This window comes from Idiomarina sp. UBA3176 (assembly GCF_002364295.1).
GTDB lineage: Bacteria > Pseudomonadota > Gammaproteobacteria > Enterobacterales > Alteromonadaceae > Idiomarina > Idiomarina loihiensis.
This window is the reverse complement of sequence record NZ_DEXU01000026.1, coordinates 1-22,798: the sequence shown is the minus strand read 5'-3', so window position 1 is coordinate 22,798 and position 22,798 is coordinate 1. Positions and strand designations below refer to the sequence as shown.

Annotated in this window: 24 protein-coding genes; 8 read left to right on the top strand and 16 right to left on the bottom strand. The window is 47.0% G+C overall.

Annotated elements, in window-relative coordinates:
- The first annotated feature begins 12 nt into the window (after nucleotides 1–12).
- A complete protein-coding gene (locus tag B2U97_RS12790; protein ID WP_272988568.1) occupies nucleotides 13–1,236 on the top strand; it encodes an Nramp family divalent metal transporter in 1,224 nt (407 codons plus the stop codon).
- Between the two features lie 42 nt (nucleotides 1,237–1,278).
- Here B2U97_RS12790 and B2U97_RS12785 read toward each other — a convergent pair whose 3' ends face one another.
- A complete protein-coding gene (locus B2U97_RS12785; protein WP_272988571.1) occupies nucleotides 1,279–2,274 on the bottom strand; it encodes a DUF4382 domain-containing protein in 996 nt (331 codons plus the stop codon).
- A gap of 197 nt (nucleotides 2,275–2,471) precedes the next feature.
- Between B2U97_RS12785 and maoP the strand changes: the two genes are divergently transcribed.
- Nucleotides 2,472–2,837: a DUF413 domain-containing protein gene (gene maoP, locus B2U97_RS12780; RefSeq protein WP_272988573.1), complete on the top strand. Its 366-nt coding sequence runs from the start codon at nucleotides 2,472–2,474 to the stop codon at nucleotides 2,835–2,837.
- Here maoP and B2U97_RS12775 read toward each other — a convergent pair.
- The 12 genes from B2U97_RS12775 to cutA form a co-directional block, all read right to left on the bottom strand.
- Entirely contained in the window at nucleotides 2,821–4,599 is a 1,779-nt protein-coding gene (locus tag B2U97_RS12775) for a bifunctional diguanylate cyclase/phosphodiesterase (protein ID WP_272988574.1), read from the bottom strand. The genes maoP and B2U97_RS12775 overlap by 17 nt on opposite strands.
- Before the next feature lie 73 nt (nucleotides 4,600–4,672).
- Nucleotides 4,673–5,956, bottom strand: coding sequence for a phosphoribosylamine--glycine ligase (gene purD / locus B2U97_RS12770; RefSeq protein ID WP_272988576.1), 1,284 nt, complete (start codon nucleotides 5,954–5,956; stop codon nucleotides 4,673–4,675).
- Nucleotides 5,957–5,974: 18 nt separating this feature from the next.
- Nucleotides 5,975–6,802, bottom strand: coding sequence for a class I SAM-dependent methyltransferase (locus B2U97_RS12765; RefSeq protein ID WP_272988579.1), 828 nt, complete (start codon nucleotides 6,800–6,802; stop codon nucleotides 5,975–5,977).
- A gap of 86 nt (nucleotides 6,803–6,888) precedes the next feature.
- Complete coding sequence (purH, locus tag B2U97_RS12760) at nucleotides 6,889–8,445, bottom strand: bifunctional phosphoribosylaminoimidazolecarboxamide formyltransferase/IMP cyclohydrolase (protein ID WP_286823694.1); 1,557 nt, start codon at nucleotides 8,443–8,445, stop codon at nucleotides 6,889–6,891.
- Between the two features lie 78 nt (nucleotides 8,446–8,523).
- Nucleotides 8,524–8,817 carry a DNA-binding transcriptional regulator Fis gene (gene fis / locus B2U97_RS12755; protein ID WP_011235515.1) on the bottom strand — a complete coding sequence of 98 codons (294 nt, stop codon included), beginning with the start codon at nucleotides 8,815–8,817 and terminating at the stop codon, nucleotides 8,524–8,526.
- 7 nt (nucleotides 8,818–8,824) lie between these two features.
- Nucleotides 8,825–9,796, bottom strand: coding sequence for a tRNA dihydrouridine synthase DusB (gene dusB / locus B2U97_RS12750; protein ID WP_011235514.1), 972 nt, complete (start codon nucleotides 9,794–9,796; stop codon nucleotides 8,825–8,827).
- A 124-nt stretch (nucleotides 9,797–9,920) separates the two neighbouring features.
- On the bottom strand, nucleotides 9,921–10,802 hold the full coding sequence (prmA, locus tag B2U97_RS12745) for a 50S ribosomal protein L11 methyltransferase (protein WP_011235513.1): 882 nt from the start codon (nucleotides 10,800–10,802) through the stop codon (nucleotides 9,921–9,923).
- A gap of 3 nt (nucleotides 10,803–10,805) precedes the next feature.
- The gene (accC, locus tag B2U97_RS12740) at nucleotides 10,806–12,155 is read right to left on the bottom strand and encodes an acetyl-CoA carboxylase biotin carboxylase subunit (RefSeq protein ID WP_011235512.1); all 1,350 of its coding nucleotides are present in this window, start codon (nucleotides 12,153–12,155) and stop codon (nucleotides 10,806–10,808) included.
- Nucleotides 12,156–12,175: 20 nt separating this feature from the next.
- Nucleotides 12,176–12,631, bottom strand: coding sequence for an acetyl-CoA carboxylase biotin carboxyl carrier protein (gene accB, locus B2U97_RS12735; RefSeq protein ID WP_011235511.1), 456 nt, complete (start codon nucleotides 12,629–12,631; stop codon nucleotides 12,176–12,178).
- A gap of 14 nt (nucleotides 12,632–12,645) precedes the next feature.
- On the bottom strand, nucleotides 12,646–13,104 hold the full coding sequence (gene aroQ, locus B2U97_RS12730; RefSeq protein WP_011235510.1) for a type II 3-dehydroquinate dehydratase: 459 nt from the start codon (nucleotides 13,102–13,104) through the stop codon (nucleotides 12,646–12,648).
- A gap of 144 nt (nucleotides 13,105–13,248) precedes the next feature.
- Nucleotides 13,249–14,955: a protein-disulfide reductase DsbD gene (locus tag B2U97_RS12725; protein ID WP_286823705.1), complete on the bottom strand. Its 1,707-nt coding sequence runs from the start codon at nucleotides 14,953–14,955 to the stop codon at nucleotides 13,249–13,251.
- Entirely contained in the window at nucleotides 14,952–15,272 is a 321-nt protein-coding gene (gene cutA / locus B2U97_RS12720) for a divalent-cation tolerance protein CutA (protein ID WP_286823707.1), read from the bottom strand. The genes B2U97_RS12725 and cutA overlap by 4 nt, the downstream gene beginning before the upstream one ends.
- 164 nt (nucleotides 15,273–15,436) lie before the next feature.
- Between cutA and B2U97_RS12715 the strand changes: the two genes are divergently transcribed.
- The 3 genes from B2U97_RS12715 (at nucleotide 15,437) to B2U97_RS12705 (ending at nucleotide 18,062) form a co-directional block, all read left to right on the top strand.
- Complete coding sequence (locus B2U97_RS12715; RefSeq protein ID WP_011235507.1) at nucleotides 15,437–15,727, top strand: co-chaperone GroES; 291 nt, start codon at nucleotides 15,437–15,439, stop codon at nucleotides 15,725–15,727.
- 57 nt (nucleotides 15,728–15,784) lie between these two features.
- A complete protein-coding gene (gene groL / locus B2U97_RS12710) occupies nucleotides 15,785–17,431 on the top strand; it encodes a chaperonin GroEL (protein ID WP_011235506.1) in 1,647 nt (548 codons plus the stop codon).
- A 124-nt stretch (nucleotides 17,432–17,555) separates the two neighbouring features.
- Entirely contained in the window at nucleotides 17,556–18,062 is a 507-nt protein-coding gene (locus tag B2U97_RS12705) for a DUF3016 domain-containing protein (RefSeq protein WP_011235505.1), read from the top strand.
- Here B2U97_RS12705 and priC read toward each other — a convergent pair.
- Complete coding sequence (gene priC, locus B2U97_RS12700) at nucleotides 18,043–18,363, bottom strand: primosomal replication protein PriC (protein WP_011235504.1); 321 nt, start codon at nucleotides 18,361–18,363, stop codon at nucleotides 18,043–18,045. The genes B2U97_RS12705 and priC overlap by 20 nt on opposite strands.
- Nucleotides 18,360–19,406 (bottom strand): EF-P beta-lysylation protein EpmB, encoded by a 1,047-nt coding sequence (epmB, locus tag B2U97_RS12695; RefSeq protein WP_011235503.1) that lies wholly within the window; start codon nucleotides 19,404–19,406, stop codon nucleotides 18,360–18,362. The genes priC and epmB overlap by 4 nt, the downstream gene beginning before the upstream one ends.
- 108 nt (nucleotides 19,407–19,514) lie before the next feature.
- Here epmB and efp point away from each other — a divergent pair, with 108 nt between their 5' ends.
- The 3 genes from efp (at nucleotide 19,515) to B2U97_RS12680 (ending at nucleotide 21,575) form a co-directional block, all read left to right on the top strand.
- Nucleotides 19,515–20,084, top strand: coding sequence for an elongation factor P (gene efp, locus B2U97_RS12690; RefSeq protein WP_011235502.1), 570 nt, complete (start codon nucleotides 19,515–19,517; stop codon nucleotides 20,082–20,084).
- 6 nt (nucleotides 20,085–20,090) lie between these two features.
- Nucleotides 20,091–21,068 (top strand): EF-P lysine aminoacylase EpmA, encoded by a 978-nt coding sequence (epmA, locus tag B2U97_RS12685; protein WP_011235501.1) that lies wholly within the window; start codon nucleotides 20,091–20,093, stop codon nucleotides 21,066–21,068.
- A gap of 102 nt (nucleotides 21,069–21,170) precedes the next feature.
- A complete protein-coding gene (locus B2U97_RS12680; RefSeq protein WP_011235500.1) occupies nucleotides 21,171–21,575 on the top strand; it encodes a MerC domain-containing protein in 405 nt (134 codons plus the stop codon).
- On the opposite strand, the gene trmA is transcribed toward B2U97_RS12680, so the two are convergent.
- A complete protein-coding gene (trmA, locus tag B2U97_RS12675) occupies nucleotides 21,572–22,672 on the bottom strand; it encodes a tRNA (uridine(54)-C5)-methyltransferase TrmA (RefSeq protein WP_016341401.1) in 1,101 nt (366 codons plus the stop codon). The genes B2U97_RS12680 and trmA overlap by 4 nt on opposite strands.
- Between the last annotated feature and the right edge of the window lie 126 nt (nucleotides 22,673–22,798).

The window sequence follows — 22,798 nt, the reverse complement described above, 5'->3', positions numbered from 1 at the left end:
ACAGGAATACTTATGTTAAAACTGTCTAACTTTGGCCCAGGCGCTCTGGTCGCTGCGGCTTTTATTGGTCCGGGTACGGTAGTTACGGCTTCATTAGCTGGAGCTAATTTTGGTTATGCATTGCTGTGGGCATTGCTGTTTTCCGTTGTCGCCTGTGTCATTTTGCAGGAAATGTCTGCCCGTATTGGGTTAGTCACTCAAGCTGGTCTGGGCGAGAATATTCGTAATAATTTAACCTCTGGCTGGCTTCGGTGGCTGGCGCTGTTGCTCATTTTTAGTGCTATTGCTATTGGCAATAGTGTCTATCAGGGTGGCAACCTTTCCGGGGCAAGCCTGGGTGCCAGCGAACTGCTTGGACCGGTACCTGTACTTGATGTCTGGCTGAGTAATGCCTGGGCGCTTATTATTGGTATTATTGCGCTATTAATACTTTGGTCTGGTAATGCGCGGGTGATAGAACGAGCTCTTATCGTTATGGTGCTGTTAATGAGCGTGGCTTTTATCGGCACGTTTCTATTAACAGACCCTGACTGGGGGGCGGTATTCAATGGTACCTTTGGTTTTTCCATGCCTACCGGAGCGACTTTAACAGTTGTGGCTTTAATTGGCACAACTGTGGTTCCTTATAATATATTCCTGCACGCATCCAGTGTTTCAAAAAAGTGGAAAACAGCAGAAGAATTGCCAGCCGCGCGGCGTGATCTTTTCCTCTCTATTCCTTTTGGCGGCCTTATTTCTATGGCTATTGTGGCTACAGCTGCCTCGGCCTTTTTTGGTCAGCAAGTTGAGATAGAGAGTGCTGGCGACCTGGCTGAATCTTTAAGACCATTGTTTGGAGACGGAGCCACTTATTTAATGGCAATAGGGTTGTTTGCGGCGGGTATTTCGTCGGCAACAACAGCGCCTTTAGCCAGTGCTTATGCACTCTGCGGAATTATGGGCTGGTCCGTTAATTTACGCAGCAGAGCTTTTCGGATTATCTGGTTCACGATTCTGGTAATCGGCATTATTATTTCCAGCGTTGGTATCAAACCAGTTACCGTTATCTGGTTTGCACAGGTGGCTAATGGCATCTTGCTTCCCGTGATAGCCGGCTTTCTTTGGTGGCTTTGCCAAAGCCCTTTGCTGGGAAAATATCGTAACTCACTGCTGCAAAACATTTTAGCTGCCATTATTTTTCTGATTTCTGTAGTACTGAGTGGTAGAAGTCTTGGTTCCGCTTTTGGGTTTTGGTAGGTAAAAGCTACGTCCCTGTAGCTTTATTTTAATTTGAGGTTATTAATCGCTGGCGGCACCAATAAACTCAAGTTCTTGTGGTTCGCTGGACGCTTCAATACTGACATTCTCCGTTAAGAAGAAGTTAATGTCATCGTCGGCTTCAGGGTCGTCGTCACCATTGCAGGTTAGAGCGACGGTGTAGTCCCCTGCGGCAATAAACCCAAGCGAAAAGTCGTAGGTGTTGACGCCATCAAAGTAAACCCCTGTACTGGCATACGGCGTATTTTCTTCTGCACCGCCGTTATCAGCCAGAGTTGCTTCGTCAAGATCACTACCTTCGTATAGATAGACATAAGCAACTGGCTCCTCAGTGTTTTCCGGTGCCACGGTGCAAGTGTCGTTAAACAGCAGTGCGCCTTCAGCTACGGTTCCTTTCAGGTGACCAACCGCAGAATTATCGACTAAACGAACACCACGAGGCTTAAGAATGTAATGCTCCTGGCCCACGGGGTTTGTCATCGAGTGTCGCAAGTCGAATTCGACTGTAAAGTTTAGATTTCCACCGGCATCGGCAATAAAGCCATCCAGTTTGAGTTCATTAGAAGGAACCTCAATACTTACCTTCTCGGCTTCGCCGTCACTATTTGTGTCGGTCATAATGTACGAGCCATCGGCCATAACCAGCCTCAATTGACCGTATTGCCCTGCTTCTATTTCGGCATCTTCGAGAAACATCATTGAATCGTTGCCGGTGAATTCTAATAGATTAATACCTATGGTGTTAGCTATGGGCTGGCCTTCCTCATTAGTACAAAGATCATTTTCCTCAGGAGCCTCGATGTCTTCACCAACAGTGAAAGTGCGGGGAGAGTTGCCATTTCCCGTAAGCTCAATGGCGTTAAAACAGGCGACAACGGATTCTGCGTTGTCTACAGGGGCGTCACTGATACCTAAAGAGAACTGAGCGACATCGTTAGTGTCATTACTATCAGAGCCTCCGCATGCAGCCAAACTTAATGTAGCGGTAGCCAGCGTTGTTAACATTAACTTATTCATAGCGCTCTTCCTTTTAGTCGTGAAACAAAATGACATACTTAAACATGTGAGGCTAATGTATAGATGCTGTAACAATTTGTTAAAAGACATTTTACGAAAATTTTCATTGACAAAATTCTGAGTTAGCTCTATATCGTCTTTGTCGTATACAACGACAGACTTTTGTTCGGTTTTTAGTCTGTAGGAAGGGCTTACCCATGACCAAGATGACCCGTGAATTACTGTTAAAGAAACCGTTTAACGATTTCCGTAACTATCCTTATGGCTTTTCACGCTCCGGCGACTTTTCAATTCGTGAAAGCGATGCATTGACTCATTATGGTTGTTTGATTACAGCTATGCTGAACGGTGAGTTTAAGCCGACGTTAAAAGAAGACATTGAATTACTGGCTGCATGCAAAGGCGAACAAGCTCCGGTAAGTACTGTAGAAAAGGTTTGGGCCAAGTATCAGGCGCGAATTCATCGCCCTAAAGTTGCCAGTATGTATGGTCGGGGGAAATTTGCTGATGACACTTTCAGTTCAGCCTCGGACACCGAAGATGACCTTATTGTTGAGGACTGATTTGGCGTAAACGTCTGGGTTTTTGACGGTGGCACATGTAACAATGGCTGCCGTCAGATTGTTTCGCTTCTTTTTTGGCTTCACTGGCCAGCAGTGCGACATCGTGATGCGATAAACACTCGGAAGGATCAGGCTGAACAACTCCTATAGCAAGGCCCAGTAAAGGGTAAAAAACTGGCGTGCCGTTTCGGGATAGCGCTTTTATTCCCCCTAAATCAATGTGTTCCTGATGATAAAAGCGGGTAATATCCTGCTCGAAATCCCTGATAATTTTATTACATTGTTGTTCGGTTTGTTCTTTATCTGTGTCTTTGAAAATGGCGACAAAGTCGTCCCCGCCAATGTGACCAATGAAATGACCGTGTCTGAATAATTGCTTTTGCAGTATCTGCGCCAGCCATTTAATAATTTGATCGCCCTGTTCGTACCCATAAATGTCGTTGTAGGGCTTAAAATGGTTCAGATCAAAGTAGGCTACGTGAAATGGGCGTGCCCGGGAAAGTTGGTCCTCGATAATTTGGTTAATGGCCACGTTACCCGGCAGTTGGGTTAAAGGGTTAGCATGGCGTGCATTGTTAACTTTTAATTCGGTGATTCTGCGTAGTAGGTTTTTAATGGATGCCACGCCGTAGTAAACATCTCTTTTAGTCACAATAATGTGCTGATAAATATCGACTTCGTCGTTATCGGTAATAAGCTGGCTCACTTCTTCCAGCGACGTTTGCCAGTCAACCGAAAGAGGGTGTTCGTCCATTATGTAAGAAACCGGTTTATTAGCATAAAGTGCATGCCCGTAGGAACCGGAAAAGAATTCCATAATTTTTTCTCTGCGGATAATTCCGGCGACTCTTTTCTCATGAATAACGGGCAGGGAGGATAAGGTTTTGTCCTGTGTAAAGGTATCAAGTACCTCCGATGAGCGCGTATGAGCTGATACGCAATGAATGGTATCGACCACACTGGCGATAGTGCTTTGGTAGTTTAATGCAACATGATGATGCGGTAGCAGCAGCGAGGACGGAACCTCCAACACCGGATAAGGCGCGGGTCTGCCAAGCAGGAACCCCTGACAATAATTAACTCCCATGGCCTGCAGTTGCTCAAGCTCATCTGGGGTTTCAATGCCTTCCACTATAACTTTTGTACGCAGACTGGTGGCCAGCGATAAGATACTTTGTACAAATTCTCTTTTTACTGAGGACGTCTCAATAGAATGAATAAAGTATCGATCAATTTTCACATAGTCAGGACGTAATTCGGACCAGAGTTTCAGTCCTGAGTAACCGGCTCCTAAATCATCAATTGCTATCATAAACCCCAGTTTCTGATAATGAATAATAGCGTGTTTTAAGTTCTCGGTATCTTCAATTGGGTAACGCTCAGAAATTTCGATAACGATTTGTTCCGGCGCTATGCCGAATTGCTGAGACAAGCGTAACGTTGAGCCATGAGGGTGGCTGTCGTCCTGCAAGACGTTAGGGTTTACGTTAAGAAACAGCTTTCCCTGCATGGCGTTTTTTTGAAACGCTTCCATTGCTGCCGAGCGACAGGCAAGCTCTAGTTCAGAGAGTAACTGTACCTGGCTGGCCAGAGAAAACAGGCGATCCGGGAACTCAAGTGGGTGACCCTTGGGGCCGCGAATAAGAGCTTCGTGACCAATAACAATTCCGCGGGAAGTGTCCATAACGGGCTGGAACAGAGGATAAAGCTGCTTTTCCTGAATAAGGTTTAGCAGCTCTTTAGTTAAATCAGACCCTGACATGGAACCCCCTGTTACAGCACAACATAAAAGCTTAGTTTTATTTTATGACAGTGCTATGACAGGAGGTAAGTATTTAGCCTTCGCGTTTTATTGCGCGGTGAGCGATATCAGTACGGTAATAGACGTTATTCCAGCTCACTTGATCAACCAGTTGATATGCTAGTTTTTGTGCTTCTGTAACAGTGTCACCCAAAGCCGTACAACACAAAACTCGACCACCACTAGTGACCACTTTACCGTTATCCATTTTAGTACCGGCGTGGAATACTTTCTGGTTTTCAGGTGCGTGATCCGGCAAACCGTGAATGACGTCACCTTTTGCATAGCTTTCAGGGTATCCGCCAGCGGCCATAACCACACCAACTGCGGCACGCTCGTCAAAGTCGATAGGTGCCTGGTTGAGTTTGCCCTCAATTGCCTGGAGGCAAAGTTCGACAAGATCAGACTTCAGCCGCATCATAATGGGCTGAGTTTCCGGGTCACCAAAGCGACAGTTGTATTCCAGAACTTTGGAGGTGCCGTCTTCAGCTATCATTAAACCCGCGTATAGGAAGCCTTTGTAAGGCGCACCTTCTGCAGCCATTCCGTCCACTGTAGGCTTAATGACATGACGCATAACCCAGTCATGGATGGCCGGAGAAACGACCGGAGCCGGAGAGTAGGCGCCCATACCACCAGTATTTGGGCCTTTGTCATCGTTATCACGGGCTTTATGATCCTGGCTTGAGGCAAAAGGTATTGCATGTTTACCGTCAACCATCACGATAAAGGAGGCTTCCTCGCCACGTAAAAACTCTTCGATAACCACGCGATGCCCGGCATCGCCGAAACGGTTACCGGCCAGCATGTCGTCGATAGCGGCATCTGCCTGTTCCTGACTTTCGGCAATAATAACGCCTTTGCCAGCGGCCAGTCCGTCGGCCTTAATGACAATAGGAAGACCCTTTTCAGCGACATAAGCTTTAGCAGGCTCAACCTCGGTAAAGTTTTGGTAGTCGGCGGTGGGTATGTTGTGACGCTGCAAAAAGTCTTTGCTGAAGGCTTTAGAGCCTTCTAACTGTGCAGCCTTTGCGGTTGGGCCAAAAGCTGCCAGTCCGGCTTCGTTAAAGCGGTCAACAATACCTGCAACCAATGGCGCTTCCGGCCCGACGATAGTCAGCTCTATACCTTCCTTTTTGGCAAAGTTAAGAAGACCGTCGATATCTTCGGCACCAATGGCAACATTTGTCAGGTTTGGCTCGCGCTCTGTACCTGCATTACCGGGTGCAACATACACGCTGTCAACTTGACTTGATTGCGCTGCTTTCCACGCCAGAGCGTGCTCACGGCCTCCGCCGCCAACGACCAGTACTTTCATAAGGTTAGTTGTATCCTGTTAGTCTGTAACGGGTTTTTGAAATTTTAAAGTGAAGCGATCACTTTCACCAATGGCTTCATATTTTTCTTTGTCTTCATCACCCAGAGTAAGGGTTGGTGGTAAAGTCCAGACACCTTTAGGATGATCGGCTGTATCTTTCGGATTTGCGTTAACTTCACTGCTTGCGACAAACTCAAAACCGGCTTGTTCGGCTAAGTCTATAACCCAGCTTTCTTTCACATAACCTGAGTCTTTAAAAGCTTCTGCATCTGCTGACTCGGGCAAGCGATGATCAACGATACCCAGCATGCCGTTAGGCTTTAATGTCTGATGAAAGTGACGGAAAGCTTGCAGCACGCCTTCTTCACCTTCCTGCATGTACCAGTTATGCAGGTTACGGAACGTTAATATACGATCCGCACTTCTGGGTGGCGCTATATCGGTGTCTTCACCTGGCGCGAATTCGGTTAATTCGACGTTCCCGTAAACCGGGTTCGTGGTGAGTTTTTCTTTAAAGTTTTCCAGTGAACGCTGGTAATAGTCACTGTCTGAATTTTCCGGGAAGTGAGCTGCGTATAGCTGCCCTTCGTCGGCAAGGTAAGGTGCCAGTATTTCAGTGTACCAACCGCCGCCCGGCCAAATTTCGACGACCGTCATGCTTGGCTCTAATTCAAAGAACTCTAACGTTTCTTTGGGATGACGAAATTCGTCACGAGCCTGATACTTGTCAGTACGTGATTCATGGTCAACAGCGGCTTGCAAAGAGTCGGCTTCAGGAGCCGGCGAACAGGCGCTAAGGACGCTTGCTAGTGCAATGGCGGAAACAGAAGTTATTATTTTTTTCATACTATCACCTGTAGAGTTGAGAACTAGCCTATAAGACTAGCCCCCAAACGTTACTGACGCAATGCTGCAGTTATCAGCAAAGGTGCTTAGTGACGGAAATGTCTCATGCCGGTAAAGACCATCGCAATACCGTGTTCATTGGCAGCGGCAATGATCTCTTCGTCGCGGATAGAACCGCCTGGCTGAATAATAGCGGTTATACCGGCTTCAGCTGCGGCGTCAATGCCATCACGGAATGGGAAGAAAGCATCTGACGCCATGACCGAACTCGGTACGCTGAGGTTCTCGTCCGCAGCTTTAATTCCTGCAATTTTGGCACTGTAAACCCGGCTCATCTGGCCTGCACCAACACCTATGGTCATGCCGTCTTTGGCATAAACAATGGCATTAGACTTAACAAACTTAGCGACTTTCCAGCAGAACAATAAGTCGGTCATCTGTGCTTCGGTTGGCTGTTTTTCGGTGACGACTTTCAGATCGTCCTGAATGAAGTCCTGGTTATCGGTGTCCTGTACCAGTAAGCCTCCGTTGACGCGCTTGTAGTCCAGTTGTTCAACAGAGTCCGACCACTCACCACATTCCAGTAAGCGAACGTTCTTTTTGCCGGCAACAGCTGCCTTGGCGCTTTCGCTGACGCTCGGAGCGATAATAACTTCCACAAACTGACGCTCAACAATAGCGGTTGCGGTTGCTTCATCCAGCTCGCGGTTAAAAGCAATAATGCCACCAAATGCGGAAGTTGGGTCGGTTTTAAAGGCGCGGTCATAAGCGTCGGAAATAGATTCACCTATTGCAACACCGCAAGGGTTTGCGTGCTTAACAATAACGCAGGCTGGTTCAACAAAGCTTTTTACGCACTCAAGTGCCGCGTCTGTATCGGCAATATTGTTAAAGGACAACGCTTTGCCCTGAATTTGAGTCGCGCTGGAAACTGTCCCTTTTGGTGCATTGCGCTCTGCGTAAAATGCCGCTGCCTGATGTGAGTTCTCGCCGTAGCGTAGGTCCTGCTTTTTTGATACCTGCAGGTTCAACGTGCGCGCAAAATCGTTTTCGCTCAGCTGCTTGCCGAGGTAATTTGCAATCATGCCATCATATTGAGCGGTGTGCTCAAATGCTGCTACTGCTAAGTCAAAGCGAGTGCTGTGGCTGACCCCATTTTGCTCATTGAGCTCAGCGAGCACGCGCTGGTAGTCACTGGCATTCACAACAATAGTCACGTCTTTGTGGTTTTTCGCTGCTGCACGAACCATAGTTGGACCGCCAATATCAATATTCTCAATAGCGTCTTCCAGAGAGCAACCTTCTTTGGCAACCGTTTCAGCAAAGGGATACAGGTTCACGACAACCATATCGATAGGCGCGATGTTTTGCTCCTGCATAACACCCTGGTCGACATCGCGGCGACCTAAAATACCGCCATGAACCTTAGGGTGCAGTGTCTTTACCCGCCCGCCCATAATCTCTTCCTGACCGGTATGTTCAGAAACATCAATAACGGCAATGCCTGAGTCACGGAGTAGTTTAGCTGTACCGCCAGTAGAGAGAATTTCAATGTTCTTTTGAGCCAAAGCTTGAGCGAATTCAACAATACCGGTTTTATCAGAAACACTGATTAAAGCGCGTTGGATTGGACGGGTTTCCATTGTTTTGCCTTTCTATACTGAGTTAACTTACGGGGAGGTTAATAAAAAAAGGGCGCCAAAAGGCGCCCAAAAAACTTCTTAATTCATGCCGTATTTTTTCAGCTTCTTGCGTAAGGTGCCGCGGTTAATGCCTAACATGGTTGCGGCGCGGGTTTGATTACCCCGGGTGTAAGTCATGACTTCTTCCAGTAACGGTGCTTCTACTTCAGATAGCACCAACTCGTAAAGTTCTTCAGGATCCTGACCATCAAGCTGACGCAGAAAACTGTTCAATGCTTGTTTTACGGAATCACGCAATGGCTTTGGCTGTGCGTTATTGCCGATAGTGGTTAGGGGAGATACGTTCTCACGACTAGGGTTTTGATCAAACATAATGCGCTTATCTCTTCTCTACAGTGACAAAATAATCTTCAAGTGCCTTAAGTTGCTCGCTGGCATCCTCAAGACGATTAAATGTTTGCCTGAATTCATCATTGCTGGCTTGTTCTTTTAAATACCAACCAACGTGTTTTCGGGCGATTCTGACACCCTGGTAACTGCCGTAAAATTCGTGCAGTTTGCCAACGTGATGAATAACGGTCTCAGCCACTTCGGTTAAGGACGGCGGGCTTAGCTCCTGTCCTGTTTCAAGAAAATGAGCAATTTCTCTAAACAGCCAGGGGTTACCCTGCGCGCCGCGACCAATCATAATGGCGTCGGCTCCGGTGTACTCTAAAACCTGTTGAGCCTGCAGTGGTGTACGGATATCGCCGTTAGCCACTACTGGGATAGAAACAGCCTTCTTAATTGCCTTAATGGTGTCGTATTCGGCAATGCCTTTGTACATGCAGGCACGAGTACGACCATGAATGGCAAGAGACTGAATACCGCAACGTTCTGCCAGCTGCGCTATATCAATACCGTTTCTGTGTTCAGGATCCCAACCGGTTCTGGTTTTCAGTGTTACCGGAACCTCAACAGCTGCAACCACAGCTGTTAATATCTCTTCTACTAACCCGGGATGCTGCATGAGCGCCGAGCCAGCCATCTTCTTATTTACCTTTTTCGCCGGGCAGCCCATATTTATGTCAATAATCTGCGCACCCATACTCACATTCACGCGCGCTGCTTCGGCCATTAATGCCGGTTCCGAGCCCGCTATCTGCACAGCACGAATGCCCAGCTCTCCCGAATGATCCATGCGTTGCCTGGATTTATCGGTCTGCCATACCTTAGGGTTACTGGACAGCATCTCTGATACTGTAAGCCCGGCCCCCGTGCTGTAACACAGCTGACGGAACGGCTGATCAGTAACTCCAGCCATGGGAGCTAATATGACCTGATTGTCGAGTTGATATGGACCAATCCGCATCGGTTAAAAACTACTCAGCGAAAGGGTGAGGAATTTTAGGGAATTTGCGCAATAAAGAAAAGGCTATTTATTACGCAATTTGAGTCTTTTTTTCATTTTTTACTATTGACAAAGCGTACGCTTGTTAACCAACGCGGGTACCGCTGAGCATTGCCCAGTCGCCGTCTATAGTCGGGGTATCGAATTTTATGTGCGGTTGGTAAGCCTCAATAACCCCTTCTATTTGCCGTTCCAGTATACCGGATAAAACCAGTTGTCCGCCGGGGGAAACGAAGCCGAGTATGGTATCGGCTAGCTCTCGTAAAGGGCCGGCGAGGACATTGGCAAGTACCAAGTCCACCTGGGTTTCAGGTTGTTGGCTGGGTAGATAAAGGCTAAATTTATCGCCCACCTTATTGCGCTCAGCGTTATCTTTGGTCGCAATCAGCGCCTGTTGGTCAATATCAATGCCAACTACGTGTTCTGCTTTAAATAGTAATGCGGCAATGCCTAATATCCCTGAGCCACAACCGAAATCCACCACGGTTTTGCCGGTTGGTGGGTTGGCGTCTATCCAGCGCAGACACATAGCGGTTGTTGGGTGTGTTCCGGTACCAAAAGCCATGCCAGGGTCGAGCAAAATATTAACGGCTTCAGGTTTTGGTATCTCCCGCCAGCTGGGGCAAATCCATAAATTCTCGCCAAACTGAATAGGGTGGAAGTTATCCATCCATTCGCGTTCCCAGTCTTTGTCTTCCAGTGCATCGACTTTGTACTGCAAATCGCTGCCGAAAATGTTGGACTGTTTCAGGTTGGCAATAATGGCTTTGATGTCCGCGTCGGCGTCAAATAAGCCCGTGGCTAGAGTGTGTTCCCACAATATAACGTCGCCGGGGCGGGGTTCAAAAATGGGCGTGTCGGCGCCGTCTCGGTAAGTTACCGCCTGAGCGCCGTTAGCCATGAGCATGTCACCCACTTGGGGCGCATGCTCTTCACTACAGGAAAGGGTGAGTTGTATCCAGGGCATTAATTAATGCCCGCCTATACCAAGTTTTTTCTCAAGGTAGTGAATGTTGGTACCACCGTGCTGGAAGTTTTCATCTGCCATAATTGATTTTTGCAGAGGAATATTGGTTTTAATGTCTTCGATGATCAATTCATTTAAAGCATTACGCATACGGGCAATAGCAATATCACGGTTTTCGCCGTAAGTAATCAGCTTGCCTATCATCGAGTCATAGTTCGGCGGAACTTTGTAATCCGCGTAAACGTGTGAGTCCCAACGCACACCAAAGCCACCCGGAGAGTGGAAACGGGTGATAGTGCCCGGTGACGGTGTAAAGGTTTCAGGGTCTTCGGCGTTAATCCGACATTCAATGGCATGACCACGAATGACAACATCTTCCTGGCTGACCGAAAGCTGACGACCGGCTGCAATGCGCAACTGCTCTTTAATCAAGTCGATACCTGTGACCATCTCGGTAACCGGATGCTCAACCTGAATACGGGTGTTCATTTCAATGAAATAGAATTCACCATTTTCGTACAAGAATTCAAATGTACCAGCGCCACGGTAGCCAAGCTCTACACAAGCTTTGGCACAACGCTCACCAATAAATTTACGCATTTCAGGGGTGATACCCGGCGCAGGTGCCTCTTCAACCACTTTCTGGTGACGACGCTGCATCGAGCAGTCACGTTCACCTAAATGAATGGCATTGCCTTGTCCATCGGCCAGAACCTGAATTTCCACATGGCGAGGGTTTTCAAGGAATTTTTCCATATAGACAACAGGGTTACCGAAGGCTGCGCGAGCTTCGTTCTGAGTCATAGTGATAGAGCTGAGCAATTCGCTCTCCTCGCGTACAACCCGCATACCACGACCACCGCCGCCGCCTGCTGCTTTAATAATAATGGGGTAACCAATGCGCTTAGCAAGCTTCTTATTACGTTCGTCGTCGTCATCCAGAGGGCCATCCGACCCCGGAACGCAAGGAACGCCGGTTTTCTTCATTGCCTTAATGGCTGATACTTTGTCGCCCATAAGACGGATAAGATCCGGCGTTGGTCCAACAAAAATGAAGCCAGATTGTTCAACTTGTTCAGCAAAATCGGCGTTTTCGGCCAGAAAGCCGTAACCCGGGTGAATAGCTGCTGCATCCGTAATTTCAGCGGCGCTGATAATACGGGGAATGTTCAGGTAGCTCTCGTTCGCTGGCGCTTTACCTATGCAAATTGCTTCGTCTGCAAGTAAAACGTGTTTAAGGTTTCTATCAACCGTTGAATGAACTGCCACTGTTTTAATGCCGAGCTCTTTACAGGCTCGCAGTATGCGCAGTGCAATTTCGCCACGGTTGGCAATGACCACTTTATCTAACATGACAAATACCTGCGGTTACTTTATTCGATGATAAACAGTGGCTGATCAAATTCAACCGGCTCTTCGTTATCTACTAAAATCTGTTTAACGACACCGGATTTGTCTGCTTCAATCTGGTTCATCATTTTCATTGCTTCAATAATGCACAGTGTTTCGCCGGCATTAACGCGAGAGCCAACAGTAACGAAAGGCTTTGCATCAGGAGATGGAGCTTCGTAGAAGGTTCCAACCATAGGAGAGCGAACAACGTGGCCGCTAATTTCTTCACTGGCTGGTTCAGCCGCTGGCTGGCTTGCCGGAGCTGATTGTGGCGCTTGCTGAGGGGCGTGTTGCGGTTGTGGCGCGTATTGCATCGGTGCAGGCTGCGCACTGTAACGATTAATCCGAACTGACTCTTCGCCCTCGGTAATTTCCAGTTCTGCTACGCCAGATTCTTCAACGAGCTCGATCAGTTTCTTAATTTTTCGGATATCCATGCTAACGTCTACCTTTAGTTATCTGTATTGTTCAATGTAGTTAAAGCTGCTTGTAATGCGTATTCATAACCACGGGCGCCAAGCCCGCAGATAACACCGTCAGCCACGTCTGCCAAATAAGAATGGTGGCGGAAGCTCTCACGGCGATAAATATTGGAAAGGTGCACTTCAATAAAAGGGATTTTCACAGCCAATAACGCATCGCGTAATGCCACGCTGGTGTGTGCGTAGGCTGCCGGATTAATCACAATATAATCTACGGAGTCTTTGGCGGCTTGCTGGATCCAGTCAATTAACTGGTGTTCAGCATTGGACTGACGGAAATCTAGTGCTGTTGCGTGTTGTTTAGCAATGGCTCCCAGCGAATCAGCGATATCATCCAGGCTTTGCTTACCATAAAGCTCTGGTTCACGCTGCCCCAGTAAATTTAGATTCGGGCCATTGAGCACTAATATTTTAAAACGTTCTGCCATTGTGCCGCCATTTGCTGTGAAGTTACGGAAACTATTAAAAGTGACCACAACTTTCAGTTTGGGTTCCTATAACAACAGTATTATAGGGAAAAAAAGCAAGATTGCAGCACTTTACTGGTCTTATCAGCGCATTTAGGCACAAGTTTACTCGGAAACTATCTTTTCCAGATGCTTTTTGAAATCCTCAGCGTTCATATAACCGGTAACCCGGTATTCAGGGCGTTCGTTGCCTTCAGGGTCAAAGAACAGAATGGTGGGTAGCCCCAGCACCTTGTAGCGACTCAGAATCTCAACGTCTTGCGCGTTATTGCGGGTAACATCGGCCTGAATGAGTTTAAACTCCTGAAACTGCGCCTGAACCTGCTCATCTGAAAAGGTGTACTGCTCAAATTCCTTGCAGGCCACGCACCAGTCCGCATAAAGGTCTAGCATTACCCATCGGTCACTTTCTGCTACTTGTTGTTGTATGTCGCTGACATTACTAACAACAGTAAAAAGGCCGTGACTTTTTTGTTCCAGTTGCGCTTTATTAACCTGCCAGTAACTGCCTGTAGTAGCCGCCGCTGCTAAGAGTACAATAGTGATAACTTTCGTGGTTATCCGAAGCGGCTGGCTTATCGAAACAGCCAGAGATACGGTGGCAAGAATAAAGTAAAAAATCCATAGCCACATGCTAATACTGGTCGGAATAAGGCGCTCAATTAAGAATAAGGTAACTGCCAATAACAGCCAACCGAAGAACTGCTTAACCACGTTCATCCACGCGCCGGCTTTGGGCAGAAGCTTGCCGCCACTTAAGCCGAATAGAATAAGCGGCACGCCCATACCCAGGCTTAATGCGTAAAGAATAGCGACGCCGCTTACCATATCGCCCGATTGCGCAATAAAGAGTAGGGCTCCTGACAAGGGGGCTGTGGTACAGGGTGATGCTACCAGGCCGGAAATAGCGCCGATAATAAAGACGCCAACGACATTGCCTCCGCTTTGCTGGCCGCTAAAGCTTTGCAGTTTTGACTGCCAGCTAATAGGAAGCTGCAGCGTATAAGCTCCGAACATACTCAAAGCAAAAAGAGCGAACAACGCTGCCAGAACGATTAACACCACCGGATGCTGAAAGTAAGCCTGATACTGCATACCCGCCGACGCCACAACCAGGCCTAATAAAGAATAGGTAATAGCCATACCCTGAACGTATATAAAGGAAAGCCAAAGTGTGTTTTTCCAGTTACGTTCACGGTTGCCCAGCACTACGCCGGATAAAATGGGGTACATAGGAAACACGCAGGGGGTAAAAGCTAAGCCAATACCCAAAGCAAAAAAGAGTAACAATGTAATGATTAAATGTTGTTCACCTATACCGAACAGGCTGCTGTCGGTGTTTGGCGGTGCGGTGGCGGGGGCGGTTTCACTAGTACTGGAGAGTTTAATCTGCTTTTCAGTGGGCGGGTAACATAACCCCGCATCTGCGCAGCCCTGATACTGAACGGTAATGGTGTCGCCGGAAAACTCCGGGTTAAGTGTAAAAGACCACTCAACGTAGTTGCGGTATACAATTGACTCGCCAAAAAACTCATCGTTATGAGACTCGCCTTGCGGGAGTTCGGGTTCTGCTGCTAATGCATTTTCGGGAACCACCTTAAAGCGGTGTTGATACAAATAGTACTCGGGAGCGACAACCCAACTGACCGTCACTTTGCTGTCATTAACTTCGCTGTCGAAATCAAAAGCCTGATCTACCGATAAAAACTGATTGTCCTGCTGGAATGGATTCGACTGCACACTATGTGCTGGCGCAACGACGGCAAAAACCAGAGTTAAGGCTGCGAGACATGTGATGAATCTTTGTATCATTTAACTGAGTCCTGTATCCACGTCAGATAATCGGGTAAACCATCTTCAATATTGATGCTTATTAATTCTGGAGAATCGTAAGGGTGATTAGCACTGATGGTACTTTTTATGTCACTGAAACGTTCCGCAGTCGATTTTATCAGTAAAAGCCACTCCTGGTCTTCATGCAATTCGCCCTGCCAGGAGTAAATAGAGGTCATATTAGGCACTATGTTGACGCAGGCCACTAGCTTTTTTTCGAGCAGAGAACGCGCCAGCTGTTTAGCCGAGTCAGAACTGTCTGTGGTGCATAAAATCAATTGTGGTTGCTGAGTCATAGAACCTCCCTATAGCGCCTGTCAGTTTTGCAAATTAGCATAAAAATTTTTGAGCTTCCCCCTTGATAACAAAAATTCCTCCCCCATTTAATGTGCACACACATTTTTATCCGCCCCTTAGGGGTATTAACCACTAACAACAATAGGTTGAGGAGTTATCAACAATGAAACTTCGTCCTTTACACGATCGAGTCATTATTAAGCGCACCGAAGTCGAAGCGAAATCGGCTGGCGGCATTGTTCTGACTGGTTCTGCGGCAGAAAAATCTACTCGCGGTGAAATCGTAGCAGTAGGCAAAGGCCGCATTCTGGATAACGGTGAGGTACGTGCACTAGACGTAAAAGCTGGTGACAAAGTGCTGTTCAATGAAGGCTACGGTGTTAAAACCGAGAAAATTGACGGTGAAGAGTACTTAATCATGAGCGAAAGCGACATTCTGGCTGTTGAAGAATAAGACGTCAGAAACGCTTACTAGCACAACCGACTAAACGAATTTAAGAGGAAAGCAAAAATGGCAGCTAAAGAAGTCAAATTTGGTAACACAGCACGTCAAAAAATGCTGAAAGGCGTTAACATTCTTGCTGATTCAGTAAAAGTGACGCTGGGTCCAAAAGGTCGCAACGTTGTATTAGATAAGTCTTACGGTTCTCCTGTTATCACCAAAGACGGTGTGTCTGTTGCGAAAGAAATCGAGCTGGAAGATAAGTTCGAGAACATGGGCGCGCAGATGGTTAAAGAAGTGGCGTCTAAAGCAAATGACGAAGCGGGTGACGGTACAACAACCGCAACCGTTCTGGCTCAAGCCATTGTTAACGAAGGCTTGAAGTCAGTAGCCGCAGGCATGAACCCGATGGATCTTAAGCGCGGTATCGACAAAGCGGTTATCGCTGCAGTTGAAGAGCTGAAGAAAATTTCTCAGCCTTGTGCCGACAGCAAAGCCATTGCTCAGGTAGCGACTATTTCTGCAAACGCTGATCACACTATTGGCGAAATCATTGCTCAGGCAATGGACAAAGTAGGCCAGGAAGGTGTTATCACCGTTGAAGAAGGTCAGGCACTGACTGACGAGCTGGACGTTGTTGAAGGTATGCAGTTCGACCGTGGTTACTTGTCTCCTTACTTCATTAACAACCAGGAAAGTGGTTCGGTTGAATTAGACAACCCGTTCATTCTTCTGATTGATAAGAAAATCTCTAATATCCGCGAGTTACTGCCGGTATTAGAAGGTGTTTCTAAAGCCGGTAAACCTCTGCTGATTATTGCTGAAGACGTTGAAGGCGAAGCGCTGGCAACTCTGGTTGTGAACAATATGCGTGGCATCGTTAAAGTTGCTGCGGTTAAAGCACCAGGCTTTGGCGACCGTCGTAAAGCTATGCTGCAGGACATTGCTGTTCTGACTGGCGGTACTGTGGTTTCTGAAGAAATTGGTATGGAGCTGGAAAAAACGCAGCTGGAAGACTTAGGTACTGCGAAGCGCGTTGTGATTACTAAAGACAACACCACTGTTGTTGACGGTAATGGCGACGATACCGCTATCGACGGTCGTGTTAACCAAATCAAGCAGCAGATGGAAGACACTACGTCTGACTATGACCGTGAAAAACTGCAAGAGCGTCTGGCTAAGTTAGCTGGCGGTGTTGCGGTGATTAAAGTCGGCGCTGCTACTGAAATGGAAATGAAAGAGAAAAAAGCGCGCGTTGAAGATGCGTTGCATGCAACTCGTGCAGCTGTTGAAGAAGGCGTGGTACCTGGTGGTGGTGTTGCTTTGGTTCGCGCTGCGAGCAAACTGGCAGAACTGCGTGGTGACAACGAAGAACAGAACGTTGGTATCCGTTTAGCCCTGCGTGCGATGGAAGCGCCGTTGCGTCAAATCGCAATGAACGCTGGCGCCGAAGGTTCTGTGGTTGCTAACAACGTACGTGCTGGCGAAGGTAACTATGGTTACAATGCCGGTAACGACACTTACGGCGATATGCTGGAAATGGGTATTCTGGATCCAACCAAAGTAACCCGTTCGGCACTTCAGTTCGCGGCATCTGTTGGCGCACTGATGATCACCACCGAAGCAATGATTGCTGACATCCCACAAGATGACAACGCAGGCGGCATGCCTGGCGGCGACATGGGTGGAATGGGCGGTATGGGCGGCATGATGTAAGCCTCCCAACGCACTTTTGAAAAGGGGAGCCTTGATGGCTCCCCTTTTTTTATGGAATTTTTTTCATTATTTGTGTTCTAACCTAGAGATGACACCCTTGGCGATTGTATGGGAGGAAGATAGCATGCGTGTTCAAGGTATAGTGGGAGCGGCGTTATTAGCCTGTAGCTTTACAGCATATGCTGGTACGGCTGAAGTTTCCTGGAAAGATGTTGATAGTTACACAGATATTCGACCGGCCGATGGCTTACGTGATCGGTACCAGAAAAAGGTGATGGATAAGCTGACTGAGCATTTTCAGGAGTTGGCGGCAAAGCTTCCTGAAGATCAGAAGCTGGAAATTACCGTAACAGACGTTGATTTAACCGGCCGGGTTGAACCGACATTTGGACGCTCGAGTTCAAATTACGTGCGCATTGTTCGGGAAATTGACTTCCCTAGAATGGAATTTGATTATCGTTTAATGAGTAACTCAGGAGAAGCTGTAAAGGAAGGCCAGGCTCACGTAAAAAATATGGGGTTTAATTACGACAGCCTGGCATCACGGATGAGACGGGATGACTTATATTTTGAAAAGCAGATGCTGACTCAGTGGTTCGAAGAAACCTTTGTTAACCAGCCTGACGAATAGCTTTAAGACGAGCGAGAGTTTCAGTCATCAACTGTAATTGTTGTACCAGTAACTGCAACTGCTGCTCGTTTTCTTTGTCCTGCTGCCATTTTTCAAAGTTGGCAGCAATTTCATTAAGGTAGGGCTGAAAACGGTTGCCTGTGCTTTCAAATACCGTTTGCTCGGCGAAAACGCCCTGGAACTTGGCTTTGCCTTGTTGACGCAGATCGTCAAGGTACTGGTCTGCATCAATAACTTGACGATACAGTTGCTGAAGATGATCCTGCAGTTTGCTTTCTACACTTTCCAGGTTATCGCTCATAGTTTTTCCTCTGTTAATGTATTAGTGCCGTCCGGCATGATAGCGGTTTTACTGAGTTCACCAGCTTCCTCTCTGACCAGGCGAGGAACCAGAAACCCAGGTAATTCATGAGTCATTTTTTGCCACAAGGCTTGCGCCTTCTCGTCACTAACCGCGAAATGGCTGGCGCCTTCAACTTTGTCCAGCTGGTGCAAATAGTAGGGCATAACCCGGGCACTAAATAACTTTTCACTAAGCTCAATAAGCGCGGTTAAATTATCATTTACTCCGCTGAGCAAGACGCTCTGGTTCAGTAAATGGATACCCGCGTGGTGCCAGTCATCGAGTGCCCCGGCTAACTCAGGAGAAATCTCATTTGCATGATTCGCATGAAGCACTAAGACGCTTTGCAAACGACTGTTGCTGAGCACTTCTTTAAGCTTATGCGTCAGGCGGGAGGGTATCACGACTGGCAACCGGCTATGAATACGTAAACGGGTGAGTTGGGGCAATAATTCAAATTCGTTAATCAACCCTTTAAGCCGCTCGTCCTTTGCCATTAGAGGGTCGCCGCCGCTCAGAATCACCTCATTAATTTCCGGGTGTTGTCGGATGTACTCCAGTGTCTCCGTTAGTTGGCGTTTGCTGAAAGTTAATTCGTCGTAAGGAAAGTGACGCCGAAAGCAATAACGGCAATTGACTGCGCAACCGCCTTGCAGTATCAACAATACTCGGCTTTTATACTTGTGCAGAAGACCATTTACGGGGCCTTGCTGTTCTTGCAGAGGGTCGGTGCTGTAACCGGGCTCCGACTCAAACTCGTTGTGCAAAGGGAGCACCTGACGTAATAATGGATCGTTAGAGTCTCCGACTTGCATTTGCGCAACAAAAGGCTTTGGCACGCGCATAGCAAAGAGCTTACGGGCTTTGATATCCTCACTAAATAATGCGGGATCGAGTTTGAGTGCGCGTAGCAGTTCTTCTGGCTGGGTATAGGCTTGTTTCAGCTCAAACTGCCAGTCAGGACGATCATTTATAGAGATAGGATACGCTGGCTCAGGCACTACGCCTCCGCGACTGCTGCAAATACTCCATATTTTACCTGAAAAAAGTCGCTATTTGTTTTATTATTGCGCGCAAATGATCAGGCATTTACAAAGGAAAGTCTTGTTATGGCGAATTATAGTACGAGTGAATTTAAAGGTGGTTTAAAAATCATGCAGGACGGCGAGCCATGCTCGATCGTTGAAAATGAAATGGTTAAGCCCGGTAAAGGTCAGGCCTTTAACCGCGTTAAAATTCGCAAATTAATCAGCGGTAAAGTGGTTGAGAAAACCTTCAAGTCGGGCGAATCCGTTGAAGGCGCTGATGTTATTGAGTTGGAACTGTCTTATCTTTATAACGATGGTGAATTCTGGCACTTTATGAATAACGAAACCTTTGAACAAGTTCCTGCCGACGAGAAAGCGGTAGGCGAAGCGGAGAAATGGCTTGTCGAACAAGATGTTTGTACTTTGACTCTGTGGGAAGGGAAGCCAATTAATGTGCAGCCGCCAAACTTTGTTGAATTGGAAATTACTGAAACTGACCCCGGACTTAAAGGTGATACTGCCGGTACTGGCGGTAAACCTGCCACACTGAGCACTGGCGCGGTTGTTCGTGTTCCGTTATTCGTACAAATTGGCGAAGTGATCAAAGTTGATACTCGCTCGGGCGAATACGTTTCCCGCGTTCAAAAGTAAATAGATATGACGACCGACTGGCGGCCAGCAGCAGATTGGTCAGTGCTTGTTAAACGCGCTGATTTCATGCGACAAGTCCGCCAGTTTTTTTATGAAAGGAAGGTAACCGAAGTCGATACGCATTTGTTGTCCCAGTTTGGGGTAACCGATTGTCATCTGAATAATCTCACCACGGAATTCAAGTATCCGCTGGCTTCAGGAAATAGAACACTCTATTTGCAGACCTCTCCCGAATACGCCATGAAGCGAATTCTTGCAGCCTATGGAAAAGATATTTATCAATTGAGCCATGTGGTGCGCGATGACGAAATAGGGCGCTTCCATAATCCGGAATTTACTTTACTTGAGTGGTACCGGGTTGGGTACGACGATATTCAGCTAATTGCTGAAGTTTCAGAGCTGCTGACTGAAGTCTGTGACGCGCCGGAAACTAAAGTCATCACCTACCAGCAGTGTTTTCTTGATTACCTTGGCGAAGACCCTTTGACGACTTGCGGTGTTGAAAACATCAGACAAGAGCTTATTGAACAACCCGCTTTAACGGACTGGATGTCAAAAGAAGACGATGAAAATACCATTCTTCAAGTGGCATTTTCGGAATTAATAGAAGGCCAGTTTCCTGCGGAGATACCGATTTGCATCACCGAGTTTCCAAAGTCGCAAGCTGCTTTGGCCAAAATTGACCAGCATAATCCGCGTGTCTCCAGAAGATTTGAGTTTTATTATCAGGGAGTGGAATTGGCCAATGGTTATAATGAGCTTGCTGATCCAGCTGAGCAACGCCTGCGTTTTGACCAGGATAATCAACGACGTAAACAGCTGAATTTGCCCACACAACCCGAAGATACTCGTTTATTGGCGGCGTTAGAGTCGGGATTCCCCGCGTGTTCCGGCGTAGCACTAGGGTTCGATCGGCTGCTAATGATTGCCTGTGGGGCGAAATCAATAACCGAAGTGCTGCCTTTTTCTATTCAAACTGCTTGATCAGTATCGCCTGAGAAAACAATTTTTTCTGATCTCCCTTGGCTATTCTTTTCGTATGTTATAATATTACAGCTTAGGTTTATGCAGAAGGTCGTTTCTAGTATGTCAGCAACAGCATCCAAAAATTTGGATAAAGCAGGAATTTGGGTCACCACTTTGTGTGCGATTCATTGCTTATTGCTGCCTGTTATTCTGCCGTTGCTCGCTATGGCGGGTTTAGCCTTTATCGGCGAAGACCTATTGGAAAACACCATTTTAGGCTTCAGTGTTGTTATCGGGCTATTATCTCTTATTAGTGGTGCGCGGAAGCACGGTAAATGGCACCTGCTGTCATTGTTACTGCTAGGAGCATTTATCTATTCTCAACGCGATATTCTGGGACACTGGGGTGAACCTGTCATTATTCTATTTGGTGCCGGTCTCATTATTTATGCCCATGTCTCGAACCTTCGCTTAAGCCGCAAGCTTAATTTTTCCTCGGTGGCTGAAGAGCCCGTTCAAGGTTAACTCTTCCTTTCCAGAACAACGCCCGTTTCAATGTGGTCTGTGTAGGGAAACTGATCGAACATTGCCGCTGCAGTCACTTTATGGCTACTGGATAAATCATGAATGTTCTCTGTCAAAGTTTCCGGGTTACAGGAAATATAAATTATTCTTTGATACTGAGACACCAGCTTCAACGTGTCTTTATCTAAACCCGCTCTGGGTGGATCAACCAATACGGTTTGACAATCAAAACTGTGAATCTCAGCATCAGCCGCTCGTTTAGATTCCAGCTCTCCACTTAACGCTGCACTAAACTCCTCGGCAGACATACGAACAACGGTGACATTTTTAATATTGTTCAATTCTGCGTTCTCGCGAGCCGCCGCAACAGAACTTTTGCTAATTTCAGTAGCTAAAACGCGATTAAAGTTCTCAGCCAGCGGTAAGGTAAAATTGCCGTTGCCGCAGTAGAGCTCTAATAAGTCATGCGAATTGTTGCCCGCGTGGCGTTTAGCCCAACTGATCATTTGCTGATTAATAATGGCATTTGGCTGAGTGAAGCTGTTCTCGGTTTGTAGAGACAGATAGCTTTTTCCATCAACCTTAACTTCTTCAGTGACGCTTTCTTTATATAACACGCGTTTTTGCTTACGAGCTCTTCCTATAACTTCAACCTTAGCTATAGAGGTCAGCGCTTCGCGAAGTTGGATGGCTTCCTGTTCCCATTGGTCATCTAAAGGGCGATGATAGAGTAAAGAGATAATGGCTTCACCGGTGGTGGTAGTCAGGAAATCCACTTGAAACAGTTTGCGACGTAAAACATCATTCGGCTTTAATAAACTAATAAGCTCTTTCATTAGTTCATTAATAAGCAGGCTCCCTGGTATGAATTCATTCATGCGGATTTTTTCACGCGTCTCAGGGTTAAACATAATGTAGTATAAGTCATCGCCTTCGTGCCAAACTCGAAACTCAGCACGCATTCTGTAGTGACTGGCGGGCGATTCAAACACTTCCACTTCATTAAGGTGAAAAGGACGAAACATCTCTCTAACCCGGTCTGCCTTCTGTGCGAGTTGTTGTGGGTATTCAGATGTATCGATTCGTTTGTAAGTCATTATGAGGTTACGCCATATTTGCCAGTAATTAGTCAGGCTTCTATTTTACGCATCAATGCCTTTATGTGCCAACGCCCTTTATTTATGTTGGATTTGATCACATTTGCTGAAACTTTACGCAGTCAG